The sequence below is a fragment of the Pontibacter amylolyticus genome (genome assembly GCF_014638845.1).
Taxonomy (GTDB): domain Bacteria; phylum Bacteroidota; class Bacteroidia; order Cytophagales; family Hymenobacteraceae; genus Pontibacter; species Pontibacter amylolyticus.
Genome location: NZ_BMFP01000001.1, coordinates 486,693 through 507,590 on the forward strand (window position 1 = coordinate 486,693; position 20,898 = coordinate 507,590).

At 49.0% G+C, this 20,898-nt stretch carries 18 protein-coding genes and 1 tRNA gene; 6 read left to right on the top strand and 13 right to left on the bottom strand.

From position 1 onward, the window contains the following. Nucleotides 1-46 precede the first annotated feature (46 nt). Nucleotides 47-892 carry a universal stress protein gene (locus tag IEV97_RS02150; RefSeq protein WP_188499856.1) on the bottom strand — a complete coding sequence of 282 codons (846 nt, stop codon included), beginning with the start codon at nt 890-892 and terminating at the stop codon, nt 47-49. Between the two features lie 180 nt (nt 893-1,072). Beyond that, nucleotides 1,073-2,065: a type I glyceraldehyde-3-phosphate dehydrogenase gene (gene gap / locus IEV97_RS02155; RefSeq protein ID WP_188499857.1), complete on the bottom strand. Its 993-nt coding sequence runs from the start codon at nt 2,063-2,065 to the stop codon at nt 1,073-1,075. A gap of 183 nt (nt 2,066-2,248) precedes the next feature. Between gap and IEV97_RS02160 the strand changes: the two genes are divergently transcribed. Further along, nucleotides 2,249-2,320: transfer RNA gene (locus IEV97_RS02160), tRNA-Glu, on the top strand. Nucleotides 2,321-2,638: 318 nt separating this feature from the next. Here IEV97_RS02160 and IEV97_RS02165 read toward each other — a convergent pair. Continuing rightward, nucleotides 2,639-3,820 carry a hypothetical protein gene (locus IEV97_RS02165; RefSeq protein ID WP_188499858.1) on the bottom strand — a complete coding sequence of 394 codons (1,182 nt, stop codon included), beginning with the start codon at nt 3,818-3,820 and terminating at the stop codon, nt 2,639-2,641. A gap of 787 nt (nt 3,821-4,607) precedes the next feature. On the opposite strand from IEV97_RS02165, the gene IEV97_RS02170 reads away from it, so the two are divergent. From IEV97_RS02170 to IEV97_RS02185, 4 genes are all read left to right on the top strand, one after another. Beyond that, entirely contained in the window at nt 4,608-5,423 is an 816-nt protein-coding gene (locus tag IEV97_RS02170) for a universal stress protein (protein ID WP_188499859.1), read from the top strand. Between the two features lie 130 nt (nt 5,424-5,553). After that, a complete protein-coding gene (locus tag IEV97_RS02175) occupies nt 5,554-5,700 on the top strand; it encodes a hypothetical protein (protein ID WP_188499860.1) in 147 nt (48 codons plus the stop codon). 270 nt (nt 5,701-5,970) lie between these two features. Further along, nucleotides 5,971-6,831 carry an EamA family transporter gene (locus IEV97_RS02180; protein ID WP_188499861.1) on the top strand — a complete coding sequence of 287 codons (861 nt, stop codon included), beginning with the start codon at nt 5,971-5,973 and terminating at the stop codon, nt 6,829-6,831. A 245-nt stretch (nt 6,832-7,076) separates the two neighbouring features. Then, nucleotides 7,077-7,646, top strand: a complete 570-nt coding sequence (locus IEV97_RS02185) for an NADPH-dependent FMN reductase (RefSeq protein ID WP_188499862.1) — start codon at nt 7,077-7,079, stop codon at nt 7,644-7,646. A gap of 46 nt (nt 7,647-7,692) precedes the next feature. On the opposite strand, the gene IEV97_RS02190 is transcribed toward IEV97_RS02185, so the two are convergent. From IEV97_RS02190 to IEV97_RS02215, 6 genes are all read right to left on the bottom strand, one after another. After that, nucleotides 7,693-10,215, bottom strand: a complete 2,523-nt coding sequence (locus IEV97_RS02190) for a BamA/TamA family outer membrane protein (protein WP_229733746.1) — start codon at nt 10,213-10,215, stop codon at nt 7,693-7,695. A gap of 388 nt (nt 10,216-10,603) precedes the next feature. Further along, nucleotides 10,604-11,014 carry a hypothetical protein gene (locus IEV97_RS02195; protein ID WP_188499863.1) on the bottom strand — a complete coding sequence of 137 codons (411 nt, stop codon included), beginning with the start codon at nt 11,012-11,014 and terminating at the stop codon, nt 10,604-10,606. Between the two features lie 479 nt (nt 11,015-11,493). After that, a complete protein-coding gene (locus IEV97_RS02200; protein ID WP_188499864.1) occupies nt 11,494-12,372 on the bottom strand; it encodes a helix-turn-helix domain-containing protein in 879 nt (292 codons plus the stop codon). Between the two features lie 32 nt (nt 12,373-12,404). Further along, nucleotides 12,405-12,947 carry a YceI family protein gene (locus IEV97_RS02205; protein ID WP_188499865.1) on the bottom strand — a complete coding sequence of 181 codons (543 nt, stop codon included), beginning with the start codon at nt 12,945-12,947 and terminating at the stop codon, nt 12,405-12,407. Nucleotides 12,948-13,249: 302 nt separating this feature from the next. Then, entirely contained in the window at nt 13,250-14,215 is a 966-nt protein-coding gene (locus IEV97_RS02210; protein WP_188499866.1) for a DUF5996 family protein, read from the bottom strand. Nucleotides 14,216-14,239: 24 nt separating this feature from the next. Next, a complete protein-coding gene (locus IEV97_RS02215; RefSeq protein ID WP_188499867.1) occupies nt 14,240-14,650 on the bottom strand; it encodes an OsmC family protein in 411 nt (136 codons plus the stop codon). Between the two features lie 508 nt (nt 14,651-15,158). Between IEV97_RS02215 and IEV97_RS02220 the strand changes: the two genes are divergently transcribed. Further along, nucleotides 15,159-16,331, top strand: a complete 1,173-nt coding sequence (locus tag IEV97_RS02220) for an MFS transporter (RefSeq protein WP_229733747.1) — start codon at nt 15,159-15,161, stop codon at nt 16,329-16,331. Nucleotides 16,332-16,347: 16 nt separating this feature from the next. Here the strand turns inward: IEV97_RS02220 and IEV97_RS02225 are convergent, their stop codons facing one another. The 4 genes from IEV97_RS02225 to IEV97_RS20205 all read right to left on the bottom strand — a co-directional run bounded on the left by IEV97_RS02225 (nt 16,348) and on the right by IEV97_RS20205 (nt 20,873). Beyond that, the gene (locus tag IEV97_RS02225; RefSeq protein WP_188499868.1) at nt 16,348-16,866 is read right to left on the bottom strand and encodes a DUF488 domain-containing protein; all 519 of its coding nucleotides are present in this window, start codon (nt 16,864-16,866) and stop codon (nt 16,348-16,350) included. A 288-nt stretch (nt 16,867-17,154) separates the two neighbouring features. Next, nucleotides 17,155-19,239 carry a glycoside hydrolase family 3 protein gene (locus IEV97_RS02230; RefSeq protein ID WP_229733748.1) on the bottom strand — a complete coding sequence of 695 codons (2,085 nt, stop codon included), beginning with the start codon at nt 19,237-19,239 and terminating at the stop codon, nt 17,155-17,157. Nucleotides 19,240-19,300: 61 nt separating this feature from the next. Next, on the bottom strand, nt 19,301-20,551 hold the full coding sequence (locus IEV97_RS02235) for a M20 metallopeptidase family protein (RefSeq protein ID WP_229733749.1): 1,251 nt from the start codon (nt 20,549-20,551) through the stop codon (nt 19,301-19,303). 124 nt (nt 20,552-20,675) lie between these two features. Next, the gene (locus IEV97_RS20205) at nt 20,676-20,873 is read right to left on the bottom strand and encodes a trimeric intracellular cation channel family protein (protein WP_373283826.1); all 198 of its coding nucleotides are present in this window, start codon (nt 20,871-20,873) and stop codon (nt 20,676-20,678) included. Nucleotides 20,874-20,898 lie beyond the last annotated feature (25 nt).

The following is a 20,898-nucleotide window of genomic DNA, read 5'->3' on the forward strand; positions in this document are numbered from 1 at the left end:
AAGCCCGGCAATATGCCGGGCTTTCTGTTCTGAAGGTATACGTTGTTTATTTGAGGTGGAAGGTCAGAACCGGGATGTCTGAGTGATTCACCAGGTCCTCGGCGATACTGCCGCTCAGCAAGTGAGACAGACCAGTACGGCCATGTGTGGCCATCATCACCAGGTCAGCGCCAACCTCTTCTGCAAAGTTCAGGATGCCGTTTTCCTCAATGACGTCGTTGTATACATTGCTGGTGTAGTTTTGCAGCCCGTAGCGTTCGGCAGCTTCCTGCATGCGCGTGCGCAGGATGGCGTTCGACTCAAAAGCGCCGGGCGTGTTGATGTATACCAGGTGTAATGTCGCACCGAACATCTGCTGGAAGTACTTGAACTTCTCCATGGCCGTACCGATCTCGCGCTTGAAATCAGATGGCAACACGATATTGCGCACCTTGAAATTGTGTATTGGCCCTTTGATGGTCAGTACCGGACATTCAGCCGTGCGCACCACCTTCTCTGTGTTCGAGCCCAGCAGAAACTCGCTCATGCCGCTGGCGCCTTTGGAACCCATCACCACCAGGTCCACTTTGTCGTCGCTGATCACGCGGCGGATCTTGCGGATCACGTTGTCGGCGTCCACCTCCTGCACCACCTCGACCCCGGCGTGCTCCACGGAGCGCTCCAGTTGGGCCATACGGCCTTTGGTCGCCTCCAGCAGCTTCATCATGTATACCTGTTCCATACCGTCTCCGCCCACCAGGTCGCCGGTCACGCTAAAGGATTGGGAGTAAGGCATCTCCACAACGTGCAGCAGTTTAATGGCGGCTCCTGTCTGGCGTGCGATGGCAACAGCTACTTCAAAGGCATGATAGGCCTGGTCAGAAAAGTCAGTGGGTACGAGTATTCTTCTCATAATTGGTGCGGTTTATTGCTTTGCTTTGTTTTCAGTGTAAAGGTACAGGACTATATACGCCCGAACGATGACGAATGTCATTTCAGGTGAAATATAGTGATTTTCTTTTATATACGCTATAAAATACAAAAGCCCACCAGAAAGGCGGGCTTTTGCGGGTATAAGGTATAAACCTAATGATTAGCCAAGTTTGGCGATCAGGTCAGCCGTTCTGTTTGAGTAGCCAGCCTCGTTGTCGTACCAGCCTACCACTTTCACCAGTGTTTCGTTAGCCGAAGTTAACTCTGCATCGAAAACGCAAGAGTGGGTGTTGCCTACGATGTCAATCGAAACGATTGGATCTTCGGTGTACTCCAGGATGCCCTTCATGTCGCCTTCAGCGGCTTTCTTCATGGCAGCGTTGATCTCCTCTTTCGTGGCAGGACGCTTCAGGATACAGGTAAGGTCTGTCAGCGAGCCATCCGGAATTGGAACGCGCATCGCTACGCCATCCAGTTTGCCTTTCAGGTGTGGAAGCACCAAACCAACAGCCTTGGCAGCACCTGTAGACGTTGGGATGATAGAATAAGCCGCGGCACGCGCTCTTCTCAGGTCGCTGTGCGGGGAATCCTGCAGGCTCTGGTCAGAGGTATAGGCGTGTACGGTGGTGATATAGCCTTTCTCGATACCGAACGTGTCGTCCAGTACTTTCGCCATTGGCGCCAGGCAGTTTGTCGTACAAGAAGCGTTGGATACGATGCGCTCGTCTCCTGTCAGGATATCCTCGTTTACGCCGAGTACCACCGTTGGGATGTTACCTTTGGCAGGAGCTGAAATAACCACTTTGCGGGCACCAGCCTCCAGGTGGCCACCAGCGCCTTGCTCGTCCACGAAACGACCAGTAGACTCCAGCACTACGTCCACACCCATTTTGCCCCAAGGCAGGTTCTTAGGCTCGCGCTCTGCAGTGATCTGAATCTCTGTGCCGTTTACGATAATACCGTTGTCAGTGGCTTCTACTGTACCATTAAAACGGCCGTGCACTGAGTCATACTTCAGCAGGTGAGCCAATGTTTTGGTGTTGGTCAGGTCGTTGATCGCTACTACCTCTACATTGTCCTTCTCCAGAAGGGCCTTAAAAGTAAGTCTGCCGATACGGCCAAAACCGTTAATTGCAACTTTAATTTTAGACATGGTATTTGGGATTGATTTGTTTTAAAATTTTGATGGTGCGAAGTTACGATTACAGATAAGGAAAACCAACATATTTTTTCCTTGCTGAGTCTTAATGTTTTACGCAATAACAGGCTAAAAAATCAAAAAAACATTTGCCTTGTAAGCTCTTTGCCTTATCTTTGCACCACCAAACAACAAAATGGTCCGTTCGTCTAGGGGTTAGGACTCCAGATTTTCATTCTGGCAACAGGGGTTCGATTCCCCTACGGACTACAAAGCCGCTTCAGTTTTACCTGAAGCGGCTTTTTTTTTTGCCAAAGCTTTAGTCCTCAGATTTTTATATTCTTCAGATCCCCCTTTACAATCGTAGATTTGATCTAGCAATTAATAAACACATAAATGTAATCAATAACTACCTACAGTGGTATCATATTAAAAAAACAGGCTTTGTGCTTATAGCACAAAGCCTGTTTTGAAAGGCAAGCGAAATACCCGGCAACACTGCTTAGAAAATTTCAATCTGAGTGCCCTTCCCTATTTCGACTTGTACTCTAACTCTAGGATTACATTTAGTTAAAGTCCAGTCTACGGTTATATGTAATGCTTTGACACCACCAAAATTCTACCTTTTACTCCGTCTAGAACATAGATATATTTATCATCAGGATTTGTAGAAGTTTCCAACTCTCCAGCTTGGAATACAGTTGTTCTATCCATATGTTCCATGAAAATTTCCTGATTTGTAGTTTTAGGCGGTGGTGGGATTATGTTCACTTCTTTATGAAATCCATTTAGTTCTTTCCTTGTGCCATCCGTTGTAAATAAATAGTCATTATCTACACAGAAGTCTCCAGCCTGTACTCCGCCATAAACAGCTTTTATCGTGTAGAAGAGGGACAGTGTTTTATTACCTTCATTGAGTTTTAACACTTTATTCTGGTATTGGAAAAAAGTAGCATTGTTTGAGAATCTGAATTTGATTTTATAGGAATACAAGTCCCACTGTGCATCATAATATTCACTTAAATCATAGGTTGTATGTCCAGATTCCGGATTTATCACAAACAATTTTTTATCCGTTGGAGAAATGGCATACAAGCCTTCATTATTTGCTGCAGCATATAGCAACTCTCCCTTAGCTACTATCCTGCTTACTTGGTCATAAGAATTACCAACTTTTCTTTTGATGATGTGAACATTTTTATCATCAGTCATATAATCGCTTTGAAATAAAGCCCACTCCGCACCCTTGCCATCCTTGATGATTTCGCCATAGTTTCTATATTTCCCTCCATCGGGAGCGAGAAACTGATGCCAAGGAGATTCTATTTCCTGAATTACTTTGCCGCTCAACATATCCACAATTTTGAAAACCGGGATTTTACCGGGAGTGTCACTAGGATATATCATTACTTCTTGATTGCCATGAAGCTCGGACTTGTTATTCAATGGCATGAAGTAATCGAAGTAACTGTCATGCTTATAAGAAATCCATTTCCCTTTCAGGATATCGCTTTGTACCAGCGTATATCTGTAAATAGACTCTACGTCTTTGTCATCATCAATAGTACTCATTCCAAAGTACAGGCCATTGTCTGTTGCTATAAAATTATAGGCAACATGGCTGAATGGTATATGATTGGGTATATCTACATACTCTCCAAAGCGGCTACTTATGGGGTCAACGTCTACCACGTCCTCTTTGCAAGATGTGACCAAGAGTGCCGTCATTAACAAGAGAAAACCGGTTGATTTCTTAAAGTTGAAAGGCATGTGAATTTAATTTTTGCTTTTGTAATGTACAGTAGTTGATTAAAAAGGGGGGGTATTTTTAAATTATTAAGCTAAACATGTTTGCCTGTGTTGATTACAAAAACATATGATTGGGTACAGAACAAATTGGTTAATCACTTAATCGACTGCAATCATGTAAGCTTGATATACTCTCAAATGAAGGTATCATGAATACAAAACTACTATAAAATATTAATATATGCCTATACTTAGAAGTGGGTATTTGTGTAGTGAAAACGAAGGCTAATCATTACTGATATTAGGAAAGTAGTCATTGGTTTAGGAGACTAATGCTAAAAAACCGCATTATCAAACCCAGCAAATCTTACAAAATATAGTGAAAGGTGGGCTCTGACGTTTAAAATTAATCAAACACTTATTTTTACTGATTAAAATTATTTTTACTGATTAAAAAGGTTTCATCGTTCCTGTTCCACCTCCACATAACTACACACGAGAGCCAAATCACTGTGGATAAGGTTCGATAATTCAATCCTTTGGTCTACTCATTACGATACTTATCTCAGCAAAAATCCTGCAAATATTGAATTTGCAGGATTTTTGCTTTTAACCCCTACCGCAATATTCGAAAATAAGGCAGCATGACACTTTAAATTGTCCTGCCCTCGCACCCTGGTGTGCTCCCAACCTAACCTTATGAGCCCAGGATAGTACCTACTTAATAACCAGCCTTTTACTTTATGATGGTTTCAGTACGGGACATATATTCCGATACTTTTTCATTGACGAGCTAATATATTATCTTATGAAAATTATCGTTCCAACAGATTTTTCTGATTGCTCCAAAATAGCTGTACGGTTCGCCAAGGGTTTTACCCGGCAGCTACAGGCAGAATTGATTCTGCTGCACGTATTGCCCAACGTGGGGCCTACTATTGGCAGGCAACCTTCAGACCGCTTTAAGCAGGAACTGCTCGAAGAAGCGGAAGAGCAATTCAGCATCTTAATGGCTGAAATAACGGCTGATGGTTTTACGATTAGCCACGAGGTTGCTTACGGTGCCGCGGTGGAAAAGGAGGTGGAATCCTTTGTCCGGGCGCATGCTATAGATATGGTCATTATGGGTTCCAAAGGAGCCAGCGGATTAAAGAAAGTACTGCTCGGCAGCAACACTGTAGACGTGATCAACCACTGCAGCGTTCCGGTGGTGGTAGTTCCGGAACATATAAGCCCCAGACCCATTACCCATTTGCTTTACGCATCAGATCTCAAAAACCTTGATGAGGAAGTGGAGGCTTTGCTGCCTTATGCCCGCCTGCTGCAGGCGACCATTAAAATCATCCACGTCCCGCCAGTGGAATACATGGAACATTTTGACAAGGAGAAATTGCTCCACACCCAAAAGCAGAAAACCAATTACCAAGCCATTGAAATCGAGCTCCTGGAGGGTGACGACATTGCCACCACGATAGAGCGGTACGCTGCTGCCAGCCAGGGGGAGATTTTAGCCATGTTCACCCATCATACCAGCTTCCTGGAACAATTATTCCGCCACAGCATCACACGGGAAATCGTCTGGCATAACCAAATCCCCCTGTTGGTGATCAATACCCAGGAATAGATGACGTCCCCAAATCCCCGGGGGTTGACTTTGGCTTCTTACTCCTACGGACCACTCAAAAGCCTCTCAGCAACAACTGAGAGGCTTTTTTATTTCCGTTCGGATAACTATCGGTCCTTTATTCTCACCTATGGGTTTTTGTCTGTATGTGCGGGGCTTCCAGGCGAAATACAGCATACTCGTGGTCCCCTCCGACCTCACGCGCATGGTCGTGCTTCGGAGTGGCTACTACAAGTATCTTTTGGTTTTGCGTTGGCAGCTTCTGCAAGTGCTTTAAAGTAACCTGGAGTCCGTGAATAGGAATTGAAGGGAATCATCCTCATCTTTGGGTCGTAATAAATTAACATGACACTTTTCCTCTACAACACCCTCGCCCTACAACGTCTCGCATACAGAATACCCCTTGCTTCTTCGCCTGCGTGATCGCACTTTTCCTGCTGACCAGCCCTTCTTCAGGCAGTTAAACCTAGATATCAGATTGTTTTGCAGTCTTCAATTACCTCAGGGATTTCCCTGAGACTTTGTTGCGTTTACCCTCATCCGGATCATGTTAAATTTATCAAATAAGAAAATAGTTATACCGGCTATACCTGCCGTTCTGCTGGCCATGATCAGTGTACAGGGCGGCGCTTCTATCGCCAAGCACCTCTTCCCTGTCTTAGGGGCCAGCGGCACGGCTTCGTTGCGCATTGGCTTCGCGGCGCTTATCCTGCTGGCTGTCTCCAGAACCAACCTTTTGAAGGTAACCAAAAAGCAGTGGCTCTACTGCCTGGCCTACGGCACCTGCCTGGGAGCTATGAACCTGGTGTTCTACTTTGCCATCAAGCGCATCCCGCTGGGCCTGGGGGTTACCCTGGAGTTCACCGGGCCGCTGGTGTTGGCACTGCTGGGCTCCAGAAAGAAGCTGGATCTGCTTTGGGTACTGCTGGCCTGCACAGGTATAGCCCTGATTGCACCCTGGCAGAACAACAACGTGGACCTCTTAGGCGCCGGTTTGGCTATTGGGGCCGGGGCCCTGTGGGCGGGTTATATTGTGCTGGGTGGAAAAGTGGCAAAGGTGATGAAGGGTAGCGATGCCGTCGGAGTAGGGATGCTCTTTGCTTCCCTGTTCGTCATTCCTTTTGGCATATTCAGTGGCGACCTGGCTGCAGTCACCGCACCGCTGTTGCTGATCGGTGTGGCTGTTGCGCTTTTAACCAGTGCTATACCTTATACCCTGGAAATCGGTGCCCTGCGCCAGCTCCCACCCAAAACATTCGGCATCCTGATGAGTTTGCACCCGGCCTTTGCCGCGCTCTCGGGTTTACTGTTTCTGGACGAACACCTTAGCGTGACGCAGTGGGTGTCCATCGCCTGCGTCATCGCAGCCAGTGTGGGCGCCACTTACTTTTCCAGAAAGGTCCGGTAATGGTGGGCTTGGCAAATGCTGGAACAGATCATATTGAAATGACTCCATCACATGTGTTCAGTACCTGCAAAAACCCTTTGATTAAATGGCCGCGAATAAGTCCATTACCTAGGGAGGGCGCAGCCGGTTCAATCAAAAGTTAATCAGGTAGATTTTCGCCATACCTGCTCCTGGAAACGGACTCAAAGTTAGTTCACGCGTATACTACACGAAACTGACTTTCCCATAACACTCAAACGTTTACCATGATCAGAGTAGCCATCATTATAGGAAGTACACGTCCGGGTCGAAACGGCGAGGCCGTTGGAAAATGGGTGCATGAAATTGCGTCTAAAAGAACTGACGCGACCTACGAGCTGATTGACCTGCTGGAAGTGAACCTCCCGCTACTGGATGAGCCTAACCCGCCCGCCATGCAGCAGTACACCAAGCAACACTCCAAGGACTGGTCTGCCCGCATAGACTCCTTTGATGCTTTCGTGTTTGTTACCCCGGAGTATAACCATGGCGTTCCCGCAGCGCTCAAAAATGCCCTCGACTTCCTGTATAAGGAATGGAATAACAAAGCGGCAGGCTTCGTGGCGTATGGTAACACGGGGGGAGCCAGGTCGGTTGAGCACTTCCGGGCAACGATGGCTGAGCTCCAGATGGCTGACGTGCGGGAGCAGGTTGCCCTTTCTATCTTTACCGACTTTGAGAACTACAGTGAGTTCAAACCCGCTTCCTTCCACGAGAAGAAGTTAAATACCTTGCTGGATCAATTGGTAAGTTGGGGCACGGCCTTAAAGCAGGTGCGTGCTGAAAGAAAAAAGTAATACCTCCGGGCACTGGCAATCCGTCACATCCGTGGCTTCAAACTCATCAGAACCTGAAGCCCAGCGAGACATAGGGCAGTACATCTTCCTCGGAAAAGCCGACAACGGCCTGAAGCAGTACGAGTTTGGCAGGAATCAGGTATAGCCCGCCCCCGTAGCCCTGGTGCCAGGTATGGGACCTTTCACCTTCTGCCCATACCCGGCCCACATCATGAAAACCTACCAGTCCTACGGAGCCCGGAAATAAGTAGGAGGTGAAGTCAAACAGCTTCCAACGCAGCTCCAGGTTATTGTAGAGCAGATGCTCCCCGGCAAAACGGAAATTACGAAAGCCCCGCAGGTTGCCGTTCCCGCCCAGGTATAGCAACTGATAGAAATAAGGATCTCCCACTGTCACGCCGCCGCCCACACGATTTGCCAGCGAAACGTTACTGTTGCCTTGCGGATTGAGGTAAAAACTGAACTCAGAGCGCAACTGACCAAACCTGCCGTCTTTATCCAGCTGCTCTACGCCCAGGAGCGTCGTGTTCCAGTACACGCCCTGAGTAGGCATAAAGGCATCGTTGCGTGTGTCCAGTTCAACTCCTGCCACAACTCCGGCTGACAGTCTCCTTGTAAAGATGTCTTCCCTGGTGTTCTGCTCTTCGTAGGTTACAAGAAAACGACCATTATTATCGCTGGCATTGCTGCTGTAATACTGCGCCAACAGCCCTATACTGCCCCTGAGGTTTTTCCCAAGGTTGCGGTGTAATTTCGCCTGGGAGGTGATGAAGTCGTAGCGGCTGCGGTAGAAGCGGATGGGCTTACTCCCTACTTCAACAAATTCCGTCTCGTTGCCGACGCCAAAAAAGTTGCTGGTGTTATTGGGGGCCCTGCCGTCCAGTTCTAGGCTTAAGTCGTTTTTACCTACCGCCCCGGTGAAGTATCCTGCATAATTGAAGAAGGTGGCATTGGTGGTCAGGGCATGCCCCAGCATCACTTTATGGGTAGCGGCAAAGGGTTTTTTCTGGAACCCGTGTTTCGTGTATTGGAACCCCGCGCCAACCAGCACGCCATCATCCAGGTTGTAGCCAACTGTAAGTAGCGGCCGGAGAAGGTTATACTCAAATGCCCTCGGATCGTATGCGTTTACTGAGCTATCAGCAGCTGTATGAATCTTTGCCCGTGATTCATCCGGGAAGGTGTTTTCCTTATCAGACCGGTCGTAGACGTGCAGTCTGCTCCTGTTTGGGAAATTATCCGCCACCTCGAACCGATCCTCCCCGCTCCCTCCTATCAGCCTGACTTTGATGGGAGACTTGTTTTCACCTGACACAGCAAATACATCCTTCCCGCCTCTCCCATAGAGCCGCACTTCATCCGTCACCTCCGGATCAAAGGTGCGCTGGTAGAGCAGCCTGCCTTTGCTGTCATCTTTGCTGATTTTAAACAGAGAGACCGTAACGCTTCCGTTCTCTTTATAGTCTATCTCAAAGATTTCGCGCTTGTCAGAACCAGGCACGTCCACCTCTTTGGCGAGGAAGCGAAAGTAACGCAGGCCCTCCTGTTCCAGCAGGTTGCGTCGAGCGATCATCTTGAGTGCCATTTCCTCCCCTGAAAGGGCTTGTATGTTAGGAGGCATCCGGCGAACGGCCTCTTGTATCAGCTCATCGGTCAGCGTCTGCTGCACCGTCCTGATCTCTGCGCGCCAGTCGCTTTCGCTCAGGCCCGAGAGGAACATGCGATCGAAATAGCGGGCATTAAAGTTAAAGCCGTTAATGTCCCTGATCTCTTCATCAAAGCCCTGAAACTTGGGCATGATCCACTTACGTGAGCCTATTTTGGGAATCACACCTTCATTCGTGAAAAAAACCTGGTCCCGGTCACGCGGAAAAGGCAGGTATAAGTCTCCTATCGAATCCTCTAGCTCCACCCAGCGCCACTGGTCTTCGTGGCGGTCCCAGTCGCCTATGATGAAATCCAGCATGCGGGCGCGCAGTACCAGCTGCTGGTCCACGCGGTTGTCGTTATCCTCCTGCAGTTTTTCCAACACCTTCTCCGTGTTATCGGTATCCTCGGCTTTGGTTGGCTCCCGTTCCTCAAAAAGGTAAACCTGGTTGGCAAATTCGGCCCGGTACTCCCCCAGCGCGGGGCTATCGGGCAAGTACACAATCTCGGGCTTGGCATGCGGAATTCCCAAAGCAGCCGCCAACGGTGGCACCACTAAAGCGCCGAACGGATGAGAAGCTGATATCTGGTCCTGCACAATGGCCCTCGCCACTGTCTCTCTCAGATTCTCTGGCAAGGCCAGGCCAGGGTCTTTCTGAACAGTCCGCAGCACCCACTCCTGCCCCGAAGCATCCTGCAGGCGGAGCGACCTGGTCTGCATTCCGCCACCCTTTTTCAGGATTTTCAGGCCCCCTTTTTCCTGCTCCAGGTCAAACACCTTCATCTTAACGGGTGTTGCCCACAGGTTCCGGTAATTTTCTCCTAACCAGAAGGTATGGGGTTTGCTCACCTGGTTGTATTCGGGCGCAATGGCGACGGTCACGCTGTCAGCGCCTGCCCCCTCCTGTGCATGACTTACCATACTGTTCAGAAGGGAAAAGGAAAGCATTAAAATGGTTGCTTTTAAGAAGCTTGCCTGCATAGTGGCTCGTTTTGTTGAATACTTATTTTCTCAGACTTTATCTTTTCAAGCTGATAGGCAAAACAGAAAAGTCTCACTCAGATTGTTGTTGTTACGGGCGTGCGTCCATGCCAGCAGGCTTATATGCGCTGGCTTGACTGGGTTATCAAAATAGCCTGGTTCAGTCAAACGGAAGGTCTGATTGCCTTTCCTTTACCAAAACAGGTCTGTTGCTCTTACGCCGTTGAAAGCAACGTTAAGCATACGATAATTTCACTTAGTAGGTAAGCCCTATACCTTTTACTTTACATTGCTTCTACTGCCGGCAACTGCAGGGTTCAGTTCACCCTTAGTCAACTCGTGGGGAGATACGATGGAGTTTAGGCTCGGCTATGGCAGGACTTTTTCGTTCGTCCTCATGCTGAGGCGTTCCCTGCTGATCGTTAGTCGAAACGTCTACAGAACCTGTAGTGATGGACTGTATATTTAAGAGCTTCCCATCAGCTGATGCTTCTATCTGGATGGTATTATCTACATCGGCTATTTTACTACCGTAGATCTGTTTTGTAGGTATACCTGACTCCACAGCAACAGTTGAACGCGATTTTTTTGCTTCCTTTGACTTCTTTCCAGAAATCTTCTGCTTAGCCGGCTTATTCATCACTTTCACAATGTCAAGCATGTCATAACTCTGTGCATTAGTGGTGAGTGCAAAACCAAACATGCTAAGTGTAAGCGCTATTTTCAAAAAAGTTTTCATAATTTTTTACTTTATAATGATTGTATATTTTCTCAATAAGCTGACGTTAGTTGAAGAATTAATCCTCTTTGAACTCCAGAAATCAGGAAGTTTTGTAGAAAGCAGCGCCGCAGTTTCCCGCATGGCTGCCCTCTACTACTTCAACTTTAGCCAATAAAGTGTTTTAACATCTGATATGCTCCTGACGCTATAACCGGGCATCCGGAATCGGGCTCTATATTAAGTCTTACCAACGTTCTGATTGTTGTATGTTTTAAGTAACAATACAAAGTTACAACCTTAATACAGGGTACACCATTGACAGAACATGCCTATTGTTGTACATATTATCGAAAATAGCGGTAAGCAGTTCCGAGAGAGGAAATGTGCGCATGCGCGGGTACAGTCCCTAACCCTCTAAACCAGCAGACCGCGAATAGAGAATAGGAAAAGGGACGGTAAACAGGGATAGAGCTGGAGACAAAAGAAAGGGTAAAGGTTTAGCTGAATAAAAGAGAGGCGTTCTTCTTAAAATCAGAGAAGTTTATTCCAGTGGCATTCTTGAAGTACTTACTAAAGTGCGCCACATCTTCGAAGCCCAAACCAAAGGCAATTTCCTTCATGCTTACATCGGTATAGGCGGCCTGCCGCTTTGCTTCCAGTACAACCCGCTGTTTGATATGATCGCTGGCTGAAGAGCCTGTGGTTTTCTTTACGACTTCGTTGAGGTAATTCGGGGTAACAGCCAGCTCGTACGCATAGTCCGACACCATTCTTCTGCTGGTAAAGTGCTGCTCAACCAAGGCAAGAAAGTGGCGGATTAACTCCATGTTTCTGGATCTGGAAACTGGTCTGCCAGCCTCTTCAACATGCTTGGCCAGGTAAAGGAGAAAAATTCTTAGAAAACTGCCCAAAATCTCTGAGCGGAGCAGAAAAAAGTTGTCGAACTCTTTCTGCATGAGCTGCGTGATGTCCTCCAGCTCCAGGTGCATTTCCGGTGACACAGGTATAACGGGCGTTTGCGGGGAAGCGTAAAATAGGCCTGAATTAAAAAGCAGATCATAATGCTCGCCCGACAAACAGAGAAAGTCTGCGGAAAACGAAATCACGATTCCATCAATATCTTCGCTGGACTTCAGCAAGTGGATCTGGCCTGGAGAAAGGCAGTAGACAGAACCACCCTTTAGCTCATGCTTCTCCAAATCGATGTAGTGGGTACCACTGCCCGACTTCACCCAAATCACAACAAACTGTTCATGACTATGTGGCGTTGCGATGCGCTGGCCCCTGTTCCGGTTGATCCATTGCATGCTGTGAATCTCAAAGGGCAAAGAGCTCTCTAATTTCACAATCCGGGGTGCAGCGTCGTTTTCAGCCATGACGATTGGATTTTGTTATTCCCTCCCCTTTATCAGCTTACCTTCAAAAGTTGTATATCACCGAAGATTTTAACCTCGTCCGATAAAAGCACACCGGCATTGTCGAAAAACTGGTTCCATGAGATTCCAAAGTCTTTTCGGTTCAGGACCAGCTGCATCTCAAACGCAGATTTTGAATTTCCAAAGGGATCTGTTACAAAGCCTAAGTGCCTTGCCTCAAAGCTGATTGTTTCCCTTATGTTTTTGATACACAACTCCCCCGTCACCTTAATTTCAGTATTCTGAACGTGGACAGAAGTGGAGGAAAAGGTTAAAGAAGGGTAGTTTGCGGTATCAAAAAAATCCGTAGATCGAAGATGATTATCCCGCTCTTCGTTCCCTGTATTGATGGAGTTTGTATACAGCTTCAGCTTGATTTCGCTATTGTCAAAATTATCAGAAGGAGTGGTAACGGAACCCTCAAACTCCGTGAACCAGCCCGATACTGAAGTAATCAGCAGATACTTGGTCTCAAACCGGATCCTGGTATGAACCGGGTCTATTACCCATATGTTTTTTTTATTCTGGCCCTGCATGTAGAGGCTTTACGTAAAGTCGCTGAGAATAATCCTGATTTTATTGCGGCAGACATCCTTCCGCCTATTGTATACTTTAAGCAACAATGCAAAACTACAGCACCAAAACGATCCAAACCATTGCTACAAAGCGGTACTTGTTGTATATCTTATCGAAAAAAAAAAATATGGAGCGGGCCTGTTTTTAGCCACTCACCCAATGCCCTGATCGCCCAGCTTGCGGTAGAGCCGTTATCAAGAATTGCTACCATTCTGTCCGCGACAGAAGTCACTTCCTTTTTAGCAGTCAGTTTTTTGGTTCTCTACTGATCTTTATCCACCTGCTTGTAGGCTTTACGACCAGTCTTCCTCCGGTTGGAAAAGTCTTCCTGCTCCAAGGCTTTTCGATCCCACCGGGCCAGGTTGGCAGCTGCTTCGTAGGTGCTGCGCAGAAAGTCCATTAGCACAGCTTCCGGATCAGCGGCCTCCTGCACGGCATCGTAAGGCAGAATGAATTCCCGGAGTTCCGGATGGTAGTAGGCCTGGTCGGGTTTTATGCGGGCATCCTTATACCCTTCCGGTTCCGGATACATGTAGCTGTAAAACGCTGCGGCAGGAAACGCCTCGCTCCCCGGCCAGAAGCCGCAACTACAAACCTCTTTGGAATAGGCTTCCTGCGCTACCCAATCGGGCAAATGGGGCACGCCTCCGGGGTGCCGGGGTGCGTCACGGCCCGAGAAACGTGACACCGCCAGGTCGAAGCCACCCCAGAACAAATGCACGGGACTGCACTTACCACTGAACCCGGCACGGAATCGGGTAAAAACATCATGCGCCCGAAGGAATGCCTGGTGCAAAGCAGTTGCATGGTCGGGGTTGTAGGTGCCATGCGTTTCATCCTCGTAAAAGGGAATGGGGTTTTCCAGTTCATTCGGGACAGGGTAAATGTCTGCCCGTATACCTACCTGCTGCAGGGCTTCCAGTAGCTGCTTGTAGCAACCCGCTACTGACAGCTTTTTCAAGTCAATGCTGCTGGTTTCGCCCGCACTGGTTTTTAGCTGCAACTGATGGCGTATAAAGTCAAAGTCAAGCTGGAAATGCTTTTCACCGCCCACGATATCAGAGGTAGTAAAGCCGCTGGGCGTGACATAGAGCGTTACGTGCCAGGAATGATTGATCCAGGGCGTCTTGACCAGTCTGATCTTCCCCACGATATGGGTCCACAGGTGTATCGTCTCATAGGTCTTTTGAGCCTCTTTAAAAGACAGTTTAGGCCATGTTGTTTTCATAGGCAATCATTCTCAAACAAAGGTTCAATCCAGCAGCGTGATAATATCGCTGGGTTTGTTTAAAAGGCGGTGCAGCGGACATGCTTTCGCTATTTTACAGAGCTTTTCGCGCTGCTCTGTTGACAGCTTTTCACCAAAAGATACACTGCAGTAAAAAATGTTATTGCCAGCGGCATTATCGGTGCTTTTCACCAGGTTTACCTTTGCTTTGATCCAACTTATCTCCCACCCTTTCCGCGTTAAATACATACGCAGGGTGATCACCATACAGGATGCCAGCGCCATGCAGAGGAAGTCGCCGGGAGCGGGCCCCAGGTCCTGGCCCCCCAGATCGAAAGGCTCGTCGGCTATCAGCATGTGCCGGTTCGTCTGAAGCGTCGTCGTGTAGGCTTCCCCTGTATTTTCCGCTTCGGCAGTAGCGATGATGTTGGGCATTTGTCCGTTATTAGCTGTTCCTACTATGTCAAATGCCGCTTCCTAACAAACCTTACAGCCGACAATCTGACTCCTATACCTGGTAAAGGGCTGAAGCTTCATTCCCAGCCTTTTACACCTTATACCTGATCGACAGTCAGGGGGTTCTGGCATCGGCATACCTTTCCCGCACTGCCTGTGATCTGGTATGGGAAAGATCGGTAAAGCCACAGAAAACTATGGAAACAACCCTCTTGCCAGCAAATAACCAGAAGTACTTTGCCTGCTGTACGACACGTTGTTGGTCAGGGAAATCCGTATGTGATTAGGGATACGCAAGGTTTATGTGATAACTTTGTCCTACCCCCTGAATGCGGAGCCCCACTATCAGAGGAGGCGGACAAGGTCGCCTTGAAAGCAGGCGATCCGGATTGTCAGCGTAACAGGAAGGTAAACATTCGGTCGCATTTGTTTGGCTTCAAGCCCCCACCCTATTCATACTCCCATGAGCTTTCAAACAGCATCTCCTATGAATGATCAAAGCACAACAATCAGTGTGAAAGTTTATTTTCCGTGGCTGCTCATGATTTTAATGTCGTCTGTGACGTTTGTCGGGATTCTTTCGGAGTTGATGCCCTCGGGTGTTCTCCCACAGATGATGGCGGACCTGAACATCAACGAGGTACAGGGCGGTAACCTGGTTGGGTATTATGCCATCGCCTCTGCCATTTTCGCGATCCCGCTCGTTTCCCTTACCATGAAATTCAACCGCAAAATTTTGCTGTTGATTCTGCTGGCTGGTTTTGCTGTTTCCAACATTGTGGCGGGCCTCTCACTCAATTACACAGTTATCATATTCCTCCGAATCATAGGCGGGATTTGTGCCGGTGTGATGTGGCCCATGATCGCGGCCTACGGTATGCGCCTGGTCAGCGAAGCGCAGCACGGCAGGGCGATCGCCGTCATCATGGCGGGAAACACCTTGGGCATCAGCCTGGGGATGCCGGTTGTGACTTTTATCGGAAATGAATATGGCTGGCAAACAGAATTCATTGCACTCGGGGTGTTTATTCTGGTCATTGGATTGCTGTGCATTTTCATGCTGCCTTCCACCCCCGGAGAAAAGCTGACCAAAAGTTCATCACCCTTTGCCCTGCTCAAAATCCCGGCGGTTCTGATTGTGCTTTTGCTTACGTTGCTCGGCGTGAGCGCGCACTACGGGGTATATGTGTACATCACCAGCCTGGTAGAAGAAGTCCAGCTTACCGGAGGTATAGAAAGCACCTTGCTGCTTTTCGGAGCCGGGTCCCTGATTTCTGTATTGCTGGCCATCAAATACACTGATCTATACCTGAGGCAGCTGACAGTGGCCATGTTCGCCCTTTTGATCGTTTCTATGGTTGTATTAATACTATTCGGCAACATTACAGGTATAGCGCACTTTGCCTTCTTTCTGTGGGGACTTTCGTTTGGTCCGCTGGTCACCCTGTTTCAGGCGGCGGTGAGCCGGCAGGTCGAAAGAGCCAAAGATGTGGCTACCTCGGTGCAGTCCTCTGCCTTCAACTTTTCCATTATGCTGGCCACTTCCGGCGCCGGTCTGCTGCTCGGCCTCTATTCTCCCATGGTCCTGACGTATATGGCTATCAGCCTGGCAATTCCAGGCATGCTGATTTCCATTTTTGCGAGAAAGACGTTGGGTTAACCTTTATGGTGCCAACCTATACCTTCACCGGATGCGTTTCCAGGTATGCTGAAGTATAAGGGTGTTCTTTGGCCACTCCCTCCGACATGATGTGCATCACGGACCAGCCCCTTTCTTTGAGGTAGTCTGAGATGATGGCGCGATGGCACCGCCACCACACGGCTTCGGAACACATGTAGGCGGTTCGCTTTTGGTGGGCGACCTCCGTCAGCTTCGCTATTGCATCTTCAAATTCCTTGGTTTCAGCGTAATCGGCGTAGCCGCGAAAGGAGTCGCTTCTCCAGACGGTGTGAGGTGAGTCAGGCCTTGGCTTTCTGCGGCCGCCCAGCTCTTGCTCGGGCATATACCTGATCCCAGCTTCGGGCAGGAAAGACTCCAGGGCCGACACATTGAAGTGCGGGTACTTTTTAGAACCAGGGTACCGACGCACATCCACCAGTACCTCAATCTGAAATGACTGCAGCGCGGCCACAAATTCCTCCGGACTTCTGGTAGAATGCCCAAAGGTCCATATGGTTTTGTTCGTTTTTGACATATTTGTTTTTCTTCCCGTTAAACGCCTTCATAGCTTTTGCAGCAAAGGGCCGCTTTCCAGGAGGCACTATGAGCTCGCTTTCAATCCAGCCTCGGCCAAGGCAATGTGCATTTTAAGCTTTATCATTATCTGCCTGTACGCCCTTTTGCGCCTGTTCCAACGTAAAGCTTTTTCGCCTTGTAATTCAAGTGTTGAAGGCCCCTTTGCATGGCTTTTCATACTGCAGGCAGGACGAAAGGTTGGCTTCAGTAGGTGTTTGCTCCTTCAAGTGGTCCCGAAAAAGCCCGCTTACTCTGTCGTTGCTCCGGAACCTCGTGCGCTGGCGGACTGTCCGTACCGTAGCCCTTCCCCGAACTTGAACAAGGCATACCCTTCTGCTTCCTTATGACCGGGTAGATCTTCTTTGTTGTTCTCCACTGCCTGCTGGCTGATCGGTGTTGTAAAAGGCATCTTACCGCTGGGGTTGAACTTCCCGGTCACCACATCCAGCAGCGCTCCGGGCTCTGTTCCAAAGGTGGTTAGTATACCCAGGAAACGATTGCTCGTCTGTTTGTTGTACACTTCATCAATCACAAAGGGGTTGGCGTAATTGATGACCAGCACAGTTGGTTTCTTCGAGGTGAGCGCGTTGATGTACTTCACATCCACCGCGCAGGCGGAAAGGGTTACCTGTATAGGAGAGTCATCTGACGGGAAGAGCGGACGGATAGTAGGTTTTACCCAGAGCAGGATCACATCGGCTTCTTCGGGCCTGGAGACGAAGGTAAGGCCTTCGTAGGTTTCCGCATACACCTTGCCCGGTCCGGGCGTCATCTTTCCGTATACCTTGCCGTAATCCTCGAAGTATACCTTTGTGCCCTTTACCAGCGGCAGCGCATTTTTTTCATTCCGCAGCAGCACAATGGACTTGCGTTGCGCCTCTTGCCCGGCCTCCACGAATTCCTGCCTGCCCACTACTTCGCCGGCCTTCTCCTCTTCTACATAGGGGTTCTCAAAAAGCCCGAGCTGGAACAACTCTATGAGGAGCAGCATAACCGATTCATCCACGTACTCCATCACCTCCGGATGCGCTTTTAGGGTTTTAAGAAGCGGGACAGGATCGGCATTGCCGGCAAACAGGTTGGTGCCTGCCTCCAGCGCCTTGACATAGCGCTGTTCAATAGTGAGCTTCTCTACACCCCAAGGCATGGACTCAATAGGGCCGGTATCGGAATTGATGATTCCTTTGAAACCCAATTGTCCGCGCAACACATCCCGCAGGAGACCCTTGTTATAAGCATAAGCCACTTCTTCATACTTGGTGTCCCTGGGCAGCGAATAATAGGGCATAATGGAGGACGTACCGGCTTGGATGGCTGCCTTGAAAGGGCGCATATTTTCCTCCATCTGACCTCCCGGAAACACGGCAAAGCGGCCATAGGTATAGTGTGGATCAAAACCCTTGTAGGCGGACCCTCCGCCCGGAAAATGCTTGGTGGTCATGGCCACTGACTCGTGGTTCAACCTGGTTCCCTGAAAGCCTAAGGTGATGGCTGCGATGGATTGGGCAACCAGTTCGGGGTCTTCCCCGAAGGTTCCCTCAATGCGCTGCCAGCGGGGCTCTGTCGCCAGGTCCGCCATGTACATGTAGCCTTTGCGTATACCTACTGCCAGCCATTCCTGCCGTGCCATGTCCCCAAAGCGGCGGATCATCGCGGAATCGGCCATGGCGCCCAACCCGATTTCAGAGGGCCATTTGGAAAAGCCAATCGTGGTGGAACCCGTGGCGCCCAACGCCCCGGTCGTGATGTGGTTGCGGGGATTGGAAGCGAACAGCACCGGTATACCCAGGCTATCGCTCTCCGCCAGCGCCTGCACTTTGTTGGCCCAGCGTGCCATGGTATCTGCCGGTGCCGTGGTTGTTCTCCAGATAAAATGCCGCATCTTGTGCCTGAGTATGCCTTTGGTGGTACCAACTGTGTTCATCACCGGAAAAGGGAGGGGCACGCCGGTAAACTGGTTTTTGTCGATGACAACATCCTCCTCGTTAAACGCGCTGGTGATGGGTTTTGTCTCCCCGGAGACCTCGAGCATGAACGATTCGTTGTACATGCGCATATCGGCAATCAGCATCATCCCCACTTTCTCCTCCAGCGACATCTTACTAAGCAGGTCCTTGCTTCTTTCGGCTGGGGTTAAACGCCAATCTTCATAAGCATCCAGCCGGCCATTGCGGTTGAGGTCTTTGAACTGCAGGCCGTCAGTCTCCAAAAGCTTTGCGGAGCGGTAACCCAGACTAGGTTGGGAGGACTTTTCTGTTCCGGTTTCAACTTTAGAATCCTTATCTTTTCCGGATTGACCGCAGGCATTCAGCAGGGCAAATAGTACAGTCATAAAAAGGAAGGTATGGAAATTCTTCATATAGGTATAGACAGGATTTAGCTTAAAAACCACTCTATTTATTTAAGTAATCCAGGATGATCTGAACCTGTGCTTTTACCCCGTTTTGCAAAGCGCTTTCATCCACCGTGAATTTGGGGTTGTGGTTTGCTGCACCATCCCCAATGCCGAGCGTCATAAAACTGACGGGCGCTATTTTCCTGTAGTAGGCAAAGTCTTCGCTGGCTGTCATCATGGGGGCATCAAAAACTTGTTCCTTTCCCAGGATGCCCACAGCACTTTTCCTGGCATGGGCGTTGAGGGCTTCATCATTTTGAATGGCCGGGTAGGTAGGAACGTACTCCAACTCGTAGGTAGCTCCGTAAGCTTTTGTGATGTTGTCGATTATTTCCTTTATCCTTTCTTCTACCTGTTTTCTGGTTTTATCTGTCGTGGTGCGAATGCTGGCAGCTAACTCGGCCCTGTCTGCTATTACATTAAAAGCATCACCCGACTGAAATTTACCAATGGTAACCACTGTCATTTCGCCCGGTTCCACGTTTCGGGATACAACGGATTGTAATGCGCTGACAATGGCTGCCCCTACCACGATCGGGTCAATTCCCAGATGGGGCATGGAGCCATGTGAACCTTTCCCGATAATGTTCAGATGAAAGACGTCCTGCGCGGTCGAAGCAGCGCCTACGGGCAAAATACCCACATGGCCGGCAGGAAAATTGGGCAGCACATGCATCCCGAAAAAGGCGTCCACGCCCTTCAAAGCCCCTGAATTGATGATATCTATGGCCCCGCCGGGTGGGGATTCCTCCGCGTGCTGGAAAATGAAATACACCGTTCCTTTCAGTTGGTTTTGCATTTTGGATAGGGTAGCGGCGGTTCCCAGCAGCACGGCCGTATGCGCATCATGGCCACAGGAGTGCATGACGTTTTCCGCTTTTGATTTGAATGGCAAATCGGTTTCCTCCTGCATCGGCAAAGCATCCATGTCCGCCCGGAAGGCCACGGTCTTGCCAGGCTTGGCGCCTTTCAGTATGCCGATGACGCTTGTTTTGGCAGGCCTTATGACTTCTATATTGGGAAAGGACTTCAGCACTTCTTCCACATACTTGCCAGTGTTTTCCTCATTGAAGGATAGCTCGGGGTTCTGGTGGATGTGCCGGCGCCAGGTAATAACATCTTCGGCCGGTATGTTTTTTACCCAGGTGGGATTCGAATTCTTGTTACCGGTGTTTTTACTTTGTTTCGTCTGTGCACTGAGTGGACCACACAGGAAGACGGTGAGCAGAAGCAGTAATAGCTTTATCATTATATTCATGCTGCTTTAAATTATACATTTCTATACTTTGTATACTGCCTCACCCAATCCAGGTTGATTGTTTTTGACGTTAATTCTATGATATGCAGGCTTTTATTAACACTCGAGGTTGGAGTTAGAAATAGACGCTCTGTTTTACTCTTAAGCGCCAGTTTGTTAATCCGGCAGGCGGCATAGCTCCGATACAAAGGTCACGGATTATCCCTCCGCCGCAGGCCACGGTAAAGGCAAGGTTGCAGATCCCCAACAGGTCAAGGTAACATTTCCGGGCTGCCGTAGCCCCGTTTATGGCAAAGGCAAAGGTCCCTGCCAAATAAAGGGCGAGGTAGTGCGACTGC